Annotated in this window: 6 protein-coding genes; 2 read left to right on the forward strand and 4 right to left on the reverse strand. The window is 35.5% G+C overall.

The features are described 5' to 3' along the window. Positions 1–9: 9 nt before the first annotated feature. On the reverse strand, positions 10–1,572 hold the full coding sequence (locus tag P164_RS07870) for a bifunctional GNAT family N-acetyltransferase/carbon-nitrogen hydrolase family protein (protein ID WP_035899422.1): 1,563 nt from the start codon (positions 1,570–1,572) through the stop codon (positions 10–12). Between the two features lie 33 nt (positions 1,573–1,605). Continuing rightward, positions 1,606–5,316: a metallophosphoesterase gene (locus P164_RS07875; RefSeq protein ID WP_028375893.1), complete on the reverse strand. Its 3,711-nt coding sequence runs from the start codon at positions 5,314–5,316 to the stop codon at positions 1,606–1,608. A 59-nt stretch (positions 5,317–5,375) separates the two neighbouring features. Here P164_RS07875 and P164_RS07880 point away from each other — a divergent pair, with 59 nt between their 5' ends. Then, a complete protein-coding gene (locus tag P164_RS07880) occupies positions 5,376–6,581 on the forward strand; it encodes a Pycsar system effector family protein (RefSeq protein WP_035899425.1) in 1,206 nt (401 codons plus the stop codon). Here the strand turns inward: P164_RS07880 and P164_RS07885 are convergent. After that, a complete protein-coding gene (locus tag P164_RS07885; protein ID WP_028375895.1) occupies positions 6,573–8,945 on the reverse strand; it encodes a cell surface protein in 2,373 nt (790 codons plus the stop codon). The two genes, P164_RS07880 and P164_RS07885, sit on opposite strands and share 9 nt — an antisense overlap. Before the next feature lie 195 nt (positions 8,946–9,140). Here P164_RS07885 and P164_RS07890 point away from each other — a divergent pair, with 195 nt between their 5' ends. Beyond that, positions 9,141–10,283 carry a TlpA disulfide reductase family protein gene (locus P164_RS07890; protein ID WP_028375896.1) on the forward strand — a complete coding sequence of 381 codons (1,143 nt, stop codon included), beginning with the start codon at positions 9,141–9,143 and terminating at the stop codon, positions 10,281–10,283. Between the two features lie 88 nt (positions 10,284–10,371). Here the strand turns inward: P164_RS07890 and P164_RS07895 are convergent, their stop codons facing one another. Next, entirely contained in the window at positions 10,372–11,940 is a 1,569-nt protein-coding gene (locus P164_RS07895; protein ID WP_028375897.1) for a SusD/RagB family nutrient-binding outer membrane lipoprotein, read from the reverse strand. Positions 11,941–11,948: the final 8 nt, after the last annotated feature.

Here is an 11,948-nt window from a genome sequence, read left to right on the forward strand (position 1 = left end):
ATTTTAATATTATTTTTTCTTTAAAAGTTTCAGCTGAAATAAATCTTTACGACGGTCATTAAGATTGTGCACGCTTCCAAATTGATTCAATTCTTTTAGTAAATCTAGATCTACATCTGCAACAAGAATCATTTCTGCATTAGGTGTAGCTTCTGCTTTTACCCCATTAGTAGGAAACTGAAAATCGCAAGGAGTAAGTACCATACTTTGTGCGAACTGCATATCCATATTATGTACTTTAGGTATATTACCTACGCTACCTGCAATCGCAACATAGCATTCGTTCTCAATCGCTCGTGCCTGTGCGCAATGACGTACCCGGCTGTATCCGTTTTGGGTATCTGTAAGAAAAGGAACAAAAAGAATATCCATTCCTTCATCTGCAAGAATTCTACTCAATTCAGGGAACTCAACATCATAACAAATTAGTATTCCTATTTTACCACAGTCTGTATTAAATGTTTTTAAAGCATCACCACCAGTCATACCCCAAACTTTAGCCTCATCTGGTGTAACGTGGAGTTTGTAAAATTTCTCAACAGTACCATCGCGCTTGCATAAGAAGCCTACATTGTATAGCGTACCATTTTCTATATACGGCATACTACCGGTAATAATATTTATGTTATAACTCACAGAAAGTTCAGAAAAACGATCGCGTATGCGCTCTGTGTACTTTGCCAACTCACGTATCGCATCGGGTTCAGAAAGATGGTTGTATGCGGCCATAAGCGGCGCATTAAAAAACTCTGGGAACAATGCAAAATCTGAGCGATAACCCGAAATAGTATCTATAAAATACTCTGCCTGCTCAATAAGCTCTTCAAAGTTTTTATAGGTACGCATTTGCCATTGCACCAGACCTAACCGCACTACTGTTTTAATAGCATTCGGTTTTTTTATGGGCTTTTGATAGTAAATATTATCCCATTCAAGCAAAGCTGCATAATCTTTAGACTGCCTGTCCCCTTCCAGGTAATTCGTAATTATTCGTTTTACGTGAAAATCATTACTCAATTGAAAATCAAGCACGGGATCATTAATTTCCCGCGTGCGTACTTTTTCTATGTATTGTTTGGGGGTAAGGTCTTTTGCATACTGATGGTAATTAGGCAATCTACCTCCAAAAACGATACGTTCCAGATTCAGGTTTTCGCACAATTCTTTACGGTAATCATAAAGTCTGCGACCTATACGCATCCCTCTGTACTGGTGTGCAATAAATATGTCTATACCATAAAGTACATTTCCTTTAGGTGTGTGTGTACTAAAGGATTCGTTGCCTGTAATCTGGGCGTAGGTATGCGAGTCTTTAAACTTCTCATAATCAACAATAATTGACAATGCACACCCGGCAATCTCGCCATTTACTTTAACTACAACCTGACCTTCCGGAAAAATGGATATTAGTTTTTGCAATTCTTTCTTCTTCCAGTAAGGGTCTGGTATATTAGGATATACCGCAATCATTATTTCCTTTAGTTCTTCAAAATCTTTCAATTTTAAATACTCAAGGTTAATCGTATCTACGCGATCTGGCTTATCCACGTTATCTATATCAATATTTTCCATAATTAGTTATATGCCTTTCGGCGAAATTTTCAATTAAAAATTAAATCCAAATCCAAAAGAAACCCGGAAGCCTTCTTCAGATCTAAAAAGATTAAAGGTACCACTTAACGCATCTGCGCTGTTTACCCAAAATCCTATACCATAGGAATCGTGCCAAATCTTAGAATTCATATCATATTCTGACCACACTCTACCTACATCATATCCTGCAAAGATGCCTACCTGTAGAGGTAAGAAACCGGTTTTAAACGTATCAAACGCATATCTTAAATCACCCGAAGCAGAAAATGAACGCTCGCCATTAAATCGCTGAAAACGATACCCACGCAATCCTGTATTTTGACCTAAAACCGCTGCCTGATAAAACTCTGTATTATCACCAAATCTAAATTGACCCCGCGCCGTAGATTTTAAGACCAATTTTCTATTTGCGCTTATCGCATTATAAAAACCAAGACTTGGATTTAAATATGCAAAACGTCTACCTGTTTCGGTTAGACTGTTTGTCAGACCACCATTCAAAATAAAATCCATACCACGGGAAGGCGCAAGTGCATTATCTTTACTATGGTACTCATAACTTGCGTCTAAAGTCGCAAAAATTTTACGTTCATCTTTTATGACCTCATCTACCGTATCTACAAATCTTAGCTCATTATCTGCAATTTCAACACCTTGAAATAATGCACGTACTGAAAAAGTACTACCATAGTCTGAATTTTTAAGTAATCCTACCGAAGCTTCCACCTGACTTAAACGCACCCGATTATAATCAAGACCGAGTTCGTCATCAAAATTTTCAGTCTGATTGCCATAACCGAAGAAATTCAAAGCAAAGTTAGGAGTGGTATAACGCCCTCCTAAAATTAAGTTCCAGTTGTTTAGTATACCTGCAAACTCTCCTTCATAGCTCAAATCAAACCCGCTGGTTGCAAAAAAATACCCAGCTTTAAAACGGTGTTGTTGTGAAAAAGGATTTTGGTTAAATCCCTGAACCGTATACACATCAGATAAACCAAGGCTTATCCCGTTATCAGGATTGTATCCAAAAGCCGGTGTGATGATGTTTGTGCGTAAAATTTGCTTTTTATAATTGTAGGTATTGTAATCGTAAACGTCTGTGAGTCTAAAATTAGCACCACCTTTTTCTTCGATGGTATTGGGTAGACTCTCGTGGTCATAAACCTTTAAATGCTTACCATTTTTAATGTTATACACATCATTATTTTGACCGCCTATAATTCTCATAAAAATAGGATCTCTGCCTGTCCCTACTACTTCAAAAACATCATCATCGTCAAGACCGTAAATCCATAATTGTTTAGTTTCACTAGTTAAATACGTACGATTCTTAATCAATTCTTCTTTTTTCCCATCTATAATTCTCCACACCTTTACGGTTGTCTGGTCATTCTCTCGTGTAATTTCAAAATAGTCATCTTTATCTGTACCGGTAACCATTTGCAATTCTGCAAGAAAATCATAAAATGTATTTGCTATATCAACCAGATTATCGCGGCGTCCTTTAAGACTGGTTTTTATTTGATCTATAGATTTTCCAGAACGCACTTCTGCAGGAAGATCATTAAAAGCATCTTCTATCACTGCATCTGTAATATGTTCTTTAATATATGCTGCCTCTGCAACCCATTCTGCGCGGTCTGTCTGTTGTGCTAGTGCTCTATCTAGTTTAACCCCTGCATTATTAAACCATTTTATATCATTAAGATTCTCATCATAGACCTGAAACTGGCGTGCTGCACCAAAAAGAGTACGTGCAATATCTAAAATAGCTCCATCAAAATTTGTAAAAACCTGATCCCGATCACGAGGAATAGGCACATAAACGTCTTTACCATTTTTGTCTTTAAATTCTGCCCAGCGCCACTGATCGTTATGGCGGTCCCAGTCACCTATAAGCATATCAAACATACGCGCACGTACGTAAGCCGGCTCGTCGATAATATTATCTTCGTCACTGCGTAGTTTATTAAGAATATCATCTGTGCTCTCTATATCATCAGGGTAATTAAAAACAGCACCATCAAATTCTTCTGTAGGTCGCTCAACAATCATATAAAGCTGATCGCCGTAATCTTCGTTATATTCCTTTAAAGCAGGTTGCTTAGGCACGTAAAACAGCCTGGGGTTTGTATTTAAAACATTAACTGCACTACTTAAACGTGGTATTGCAAAAGCTCCGTAAGGATGTGCCGCTGTATAAAAATCCTGTATTAAAGATTCTGGTAATGTATTTGCTAAATCTTCTTCTACATCTGCGTTTTGTTTTAAAACAACCTTTTGTAAGAATTGAACGGCACTTTTCCGCAAAGCGCGCATATTGTATTCTTTACCACTTTTATCCTGAAGTCTTAACGAAATTGTCTGGTGACCACCACCTTGTCGTACGACTTTAAGACCGCCATATAATGTATCTAAAAGCGCTACAGGCGCAGTAACTTTTTTACCATACACATCTCGATAATGCTCTCCCCAGATTTTATCAAAAACATCAGACTTATCTGTATCCTCCACATTATAAACCGAAGCCTGCACAGTTTTAGGAAATTGAGTTGTTAAACCTGAATAATCATTTATTTCTGTAGGTGGAAAAACTTCTTTCTGAAAAATTAGCTCCAACTTTCCTGTATCTGCATTTGGACCAAAAAACCGAACCCAGGATGAGCCATCCTTAAATACCGTAAATACGGAAAAACCTTCATAGTCTGAACTAAACAAACCGTCATTACCTAAATATGCGTAAGACGATTTAGAACCAGATCCTGAAACTATTTGACGCACCTCCTCGTGTTCTATATATTGAAGTCCGTGCTCATGACCTGAAGCAAATAAGAGTTTAGGACTGCTTTGGCTCAATACCCGAATCCTTTTCATCAATTCATTATACTTCTCATTAAAACGATCTTGCTTAGAAACCCCGCCCTGTGTGCGTATTTGTGTTACCAGAGATGCTAATATAGGAAGTGGTATTTTTTGTTGTGAGGGGTATAAATGCTTGTCTAAAGCAAACTTACCTCCGTGCACCCCGTTAGTATACATAGGATGATGCATTACTATAAGTGTCGTTTTCTGTTGGTTCTTTTTTATTTCACTTTCTAACTCAACAAAAAGCTTCTCACGATCTTTTATGTTATCACACTTCGTATTTATTTTAGGGTTTTTATCCCAATCCTCAAGATACCACTGCGTATCTAAAATGATCATATGCACCTTATCATTGAGATCGTAGCTCATTAAAGGGCATCCATTTTTAGGTAAAAAAATATCTTCGTTATTTGTAATTTCCTTTAGATAATCTTCTTCTCTATTTAGGCCATTTAAACCATCATTATACCAGTCGTGATTTCCGGGAATAAAAATTGCCTTGCCCTCATACTCTGTTAATGATTCTACCTGAGCATCTAGTCTGTGTTGTGCAAGAGCTCTACCGGCATCAGACTTAGGTGGCATTCCTACAGGATAAATATTATCACCTAAAAAGATGGCAAAAGTTCCTTTAGTTTTTTCAGTCTTCAAATAATTTCTAAATAACTCCAGACCTACTGTACTTTCTCCTAATTCTGCATCACCTGCATCGCCAATTAGATAGAAGGTATTTTCTATTTCTTTAGAAGAAGGAAAAAGACCCTGCTCAACATCTGCTTTATATCTTGTCGTATAAGTCGCACACGCTGATAAAACAAGGGATGCAAGAAGTGTTAGAACTATGTTATTTTTTGTCATGAAAATATTATTGGAAATTCTTTTTTGTACTTTTCCTTCACTTTAATATGTATAAATATATGCCTGAATCTGAAGAAAATATTTCGAAATCTATCTCAAAAGCAGATCAATTTGTTTTAGAACTTTTTAAGGAAAAGCTTCCTAATAGCTACTTGTATCACAATTATAATCATACCGCAAGAGTTGTTAAAAGTACTAAAGAAATCGTCGAAAATTCTCAAATTAATGTTAAACAGAAAGAGGCATTATTACTAGCCGCATGGATGCATGATACTGGTTATGTTGAGAACAGAGAAAATCATGAAGATGCCAGTATTGAGATTGCAAAAAGGTTCATGACTTCAGAAGAGATCGACTCTGAGGTACAAACTATGGTAGTAGAATTAATTGCTTCTACAAAAATGGGTGTTGAACCTAAAAATGACCTGGAGCGTATTCTAAAGGATGCAGATGCTTCTCATTTTGCTAAAGATTATTATGCACAAACCAGTGAATTTTTGAGACAAGAATTAATACTTACTAATACTCAAAAATTCTCTCCAGATGAATGGCGCGAAGAAAATATACAGATGTTTACAAACAAACATCGTTTTTATACAGATTATGCAGCACGCAACTGGAAAAGCCAAAAAGATGAAAACCTAATTGATCTTCTTAAAAAGGTTAAAAAGAAACGAAAGAAGTATAAAAAAGAAGAAATCAAAGCAAAGCTAAAAGCTAAATATAAAGATGAAAGCCCAGATAGAGGTGTACAAACGCTTTATAGAACAACCTTACGGAACCATATAAAATTAAGTGACATTGCAGATACGAAGGCAAACATACTACTTTCTGTAAATGCGATTATTATTTCGCTCGCACTGTCTAATATGATTCCTAAATTGGACGCACCAAGTAACCGTCATTTACTAATACCAACTTTAATTCTTGTTGTTTTTAGTGTAGCATCTATAATAATGTCTATCCTTTCTACACGCCCTAATGTGACTAGCGGTGAATTTACACGTGAGCAGGTAAAGAAAAAACAGGTAAATATTCTATTCTTTGGAAATTTTCATAAAATGAAGTACGATCAATACCAATGGGCGATTAATGAAATCATCTATGATAAAGACTACATCTATGAGGCCCTTACTAAAGATTTATATCTATTAGGCGTCGTGCTTAATAAAAAATATATGCTTCTGAGAAAAACCTACACCGTGTTTATGGTAGGTATTATTGTATCTGTAATCAGTTTTATAATGGCGTTCTGGTTAATCTAGAATTTCCATTAAATCTTCATACGTAATTGTCTCTTCAGCTCCCTTTCGAGGGAGCTTTGACGTATATAAAACCTCAACACGTATCGCTTTTAATCCTACAACTCCCTGAACATCCTCTAGCTCTACATATTCTATTTGTGGGCCCAGATATTCTTTACGTTGCAGGTACTTAATATAACGCGTGTATTCTTCAGCATCAGAATCCTGAGAATAAATAATCGCAATCTGTCCCTTCTGAGTAACGCGTTGATTTGTACCTTTTACTAAAGCTTTATCAATACGTTTTTTGATAATTTCATAACGTGCATTGTACGTTCCGTCCACATCAAATTTCTTTTCATCCATTCTATATCTTATAGACAGGGTCGTACTAAAAACCAGAATTAAAGATGCTGCATCAAGTTGCAACTCTGCTCCTTCCTGTTTGTGATAGAAATTGTTTTCCATCTCGCACATCGTGCACAATTGCCATAATCTCAAATTATACAAATAAACCTTATTAAACTTATTATTAGGTGTCATTGATGCACCTATGTAAATGTTATGATCTACACCGTCTGTCTTATAACGCTCAAAATAATGCGGAAAAATAAGCTGTGCTTCCTGTTGCCTGCGATCTAAGAAAGTTGCCATATTCTGGTTAATCAACTGTACCGTATCATCGTAGTTTTTTCGGTTTCTATAAATCAAACCGGTTTCTGTATTTATAGCTTCTTTGTAGGTGTTAATTGCTTCTTTTAATTCGGGGATATTAGTATTTAAATGATTTAAGAGTGGATTTACTTCAGACTGAAGTAAAGTAAAAACCTCATTCTCTGCACTTGCGTTTAAAGACTTCTCTATATTAAGGGTAAACTCTTCTATTCTAAATTTTACCTGCTCATAAATAGGCATAGGCGCTACTTCTAAAGCAAGATTTAATATAGAATCTACCATATTAAGCTGAATCAAAATATCTTTCTGAATTGATTTATTGCGCTCATCTGAAGATCCTACAATATCTATTTGCCCGTATAAAGGATATACATCTTCAAAAGAAATATCTTTAAATGAAGCAAATTTACCATCGTCTTGATTGGCTATAAAACGCTTAGCTTCTTCTTCAAAAACCCAGAGAACACTGGGGTGAATACTGGTGCACTCACTTTGAATTACAGCTTTTATTCTATTTTCTAAATCAAAACGCTTGCGCTCAAGAGTTGATACTATAAATGGCATTACCTCATCAAGCTTTGTTGCATTTAAACTGTGTAATTTATTACGCTCGTCTGATGCTAATTCTAGAATACCCAGTAGTTTGTTTCCTTTAGCTATAGGAGCTAAAATACAGCTTTGAATATTTTGACTAAGCAGATTTTCAGCAAGTAAACTATGTTCACTTTTATCTGCATACTTTTCAGTATCTGGTATTACAAAGTATTTTTTATCACGTACTAAGGCATTATAAGACCCCTCACACATACAATTATTACACTTGCTATTAAGCTCATCATTCAAAATAAAACTTTCGGCAAGATTACCATCCATTTTGACAAAACTGTCATTTTCAGAATTGAATTCAGTAAAGCCTACCCGTAGGTTGGGAATATTAAAAATGGACTGAAATATTTCAGTAAAATGCTTTACACTACCTTCTTTAAAAGATTTATCAGAAAGCAAGGTGCTTTTTAAATCAGATATAGAATCATCTATAGTTACATCTGTAAGACTTAAAATTGCAATTCCCTTCATCTTCCAACTTTGCGGTGGAAAATACTTCTCCCACATCTCAAAATCATCTACATTGGTAATTAATTCTTCTGCTATTTCCTGAGTGATTTCAACAGCATTTTCGGTAGGTTCCAGATATATAAAATCTGCATTCATCGTCGCCCGGTAGCTTCTCCATATTCCATTTTTATCAGGAATATCATAATACATAGGCTTGATAAAATCTATATCATAATTATAGTATGTATTCAAAATGATTACACAACCCATTAGATATAACGACTCTTGATCTAGATTACGCAACTCAAAATTAAAATCTGGACCTGCATTTTTTAATATAGAAGAGAATCGCTTTGTAGGATTGAACAAAACATTATGAAAAGGAATAGAGGCAGACTTAATTTCATTGCGCGTTAATACAGCAGGAAACAAATTATCGAGCAATATAGTCGTGGCTTCCTGATATTGATCAAGATTATCAAAATCATCAATACCTTCAATAAGTTCTGGGTAGGAAGCAGCGTAATCAATAATTGACTGCAGATAATTTTTTGTAATTGTGCTCTTAGATTGTTCCATACGTTTCTCGAGCATCTCTAAAACCTTAGAAAAACTCAATTCAACAATAAATGGAAAATTCTTTAAATCATTCATGTTCAGCACAATTTAGTATATAAAGTAGTCAAAAATCTAATGATAATGACTCTTGAGTTAGTCTTTAACAAACAATTAAACTTACAAATACTATCTTATTAATATTCAAAAGCTGTACGTATATGAAAACCCCGACAAGACCTCTATAAAATTACAAAATCCCGTATATTGCAGCCTAAATTAAAAAAATAACAAATGAATAAATTTTGTTTAGTACTAGCAACTGCGCTTTTACTTATATCTTGTTCTAAAGAAGCTGATTTTAAGATTGTTGGCACAACTCCAGATATTAAAAACGGCACCAATGTATTTCTTCAAAAAATAGATGAAAATAACAGACTTGCAAATGTTGATACCACTGTAGTTAAGGAAGGTAAATTCAGTTTTGATCCCGATCAGGTAACTAGCCCAGAAATGCTAATTCTAAGTTTTGAAAACTTACAGGGTAATATTATTCTTATTGCTGAAAATTTAGAAATTACTGTTGATGCGTATAAAGACAGTTTATATACGTCTAAAATTAAAGGTGGTGCAGAGAATGATTTTTTTAAAGTTTACTATGATGATGTAGTTAGCTCAAATAAAGAAAAGCAAAAACTACAACAAGAAGGATCTATGGCCATGCAAAGTGGGGACACCTCTAAAGTTGCAGTAATACGTAACGAATTTGAAGCTATAAACAATGCAGATAAACGCAGACGTATAAAATTAGTAGAAGAGCATCCTGGTGAGTTTGTAAGTGTAATTATCTTATCTGACCTGGTAGGCACACGTATCATTGAGGCTACTGAAGCTGAGCGCCTTTTTAACAGTCTTGATAAAGGGCTTCAGGAAGCAGACAAAGGTGTAAAATTAAGCGAAATGATTGCGCAGCTGAAGGCAGCAGAAACCGCAGCTGCTCAGGCAGAAGTAGGCAACAAAGCGCCAGATTTTACAGCTCCCACCCCAGAAGGTTCTCAATTATCTTTAACTGAAGCAATGGGTAAAAAATATACAATTATAGATTTCTGGGCTAGCTGGTGTAAACCATGTCGCGAAGAAAATCCTAATGTTGTTGCAGTATATAACAAATACCACGATAAAGGATTAAATATTATTAGCGTTTCTCTAGATCGCGCAGAAGCTAAAGAAAAATGGTTAACCGCTATTGAAAATGATCAAATGGATTGGTATCACGTTTCTAATTTAATGGAGTGGCAAGATCCTGTAGCTCGCAAATATGGAGTAAGTGCAATACCGGCAACTTATTTAATTGACGAGAACGGTATTATCATCGAAAAAAATCTTAGAGGAGAAGCACTTCAAACCAAAATGCAAGAGCTTTTGGGTCAAAGTTAATAGCTTAATTTGTGATAAATAAAAACGCCTTAATCTATGATTAAGGCGTTTTAGTTTTAAATATAATTGGCTAATAAAATTTCAATTTTTAATTGACATCCCACCAAAGTTTTGTTCCTCCAGTATCAGGACCTTTTAGCAAATTAACAGCTTCATTGACAGCCTCTCGATTTGAAGAAATCTCGTTAGTTACATAAATCACTCGTTTCATTAAATCTGTCCCTACACCAGCATCTTGATTGTCTGTATTTAATAATGGGTAAATTACAGTCTCGTCTGTTCTTCTTAAATCTGCCCAGGATTCCCAAGATTCTGGAAATAATGCCAGGTATTTTTGAACTGCTATTTGTGTGCGTTGATTAGCTTCATTATCAGACCAGGCTACAGGTTGAGAAACAGGAGGTGTATCTAAGTCTAGATCAGGATACGTATTCTTAATAACAGGAACTACCGGAGTAGAAGTACCACTTATATAATCCTGAATAGCTTGAGCATCGTCAATATCCCACTGGTTCATAGATAAGCGAATACCTTCTTCATAAAGATCTTGCGCATTACCATTCATATTCCAACCATTAAGCGCACCTTCTGCTCTATTAAAGTAAGATTCTGAGGCCATAATAATCTCAATATCTTTAGTCTCCTGGTAATCATTCCCCAATACAGCATCATTAAATTTTGAAAATGGTGTAGTACCAAACTGGTCGTTTAATCCACCTGCTGGCTGACCTCTATATTCACCATCTGTAGCAGGTACAAACCATACTGATAGTCTTGGATCATTGTATCCCTTTAATAAACTTTCCATAGATGCTGTCATAACATAACCCCAGCTATTAACAATCATGTTTAAGTTATTTGGAGTTATATTACTCACTTCAAAATAAGCACTCTCAGAATTGTTTAACATTACACCATTTGCAACTGCCAATTCTGCCTGAGTTTTTGCTTTATCTGGCTGTACATCAGATATTCTCAATGCTAGACGTAGTCGTAAACTATTTCCAAAGACATTCCACTTCTCAATATTACCATCATATATTCTATCTGAAACCTGAAATAAAGCAGCTGTTGAATTGGTAGAAGCACTTAGTGTTGCATTTGCCTCATCAAGAAGATTAAAGAAATCTTCATACATAGATTCTTGAGAATCGTAAGGAACAAACTCTTTACCCGATCCTGCTTCTGTATATGGAATAGGACCATAATGGTCTGTCATTTGATTAAACATAAACACTTTCCATATTTTTAAAATCGCCAGAGCCTCTTCATCACCTGCTGCAGCTTTAAATGCATTATTGAGTGCAGGAACTGCAACTGTGTAAAATCTTAACCATCCACGAGATTCAAAACCTCCAAAAGCATTACGATCTGTACTAAAACCTGCATTAAGGTACTGCACAAAGGTTGACGACATAATACCCGTAGCTATACCCCAGGTACCTTGATCATCTACTCCCGGTGAAGAATACGATCCATTATGAATTCCACTATATTGAGCAGCGGCAAAGGCTGCACCGGCAAGACTTGCGTCTAACTGATCTTCAGTTAGCGCATTGTCGTTAGTATTAATTTCATCAAAATCTTCTGTACAACCATAAGCTACAGTGGCTAAAATGGCGACAGCAATTGCTTTAAATTTTATATATTTTCTCATCGTATATT

The organism is Leeuwenhoekiella sp. MAR_2009_132, from assembly GCF_000687915.1.
In the GTDB taxonomy this organism is placed as follows: domain Bacteria; phylum Bacteroidota; class Bacteroidia; order Flavobacteriales; family Flavobacteriaceae; genus Leeuwenhoekiella.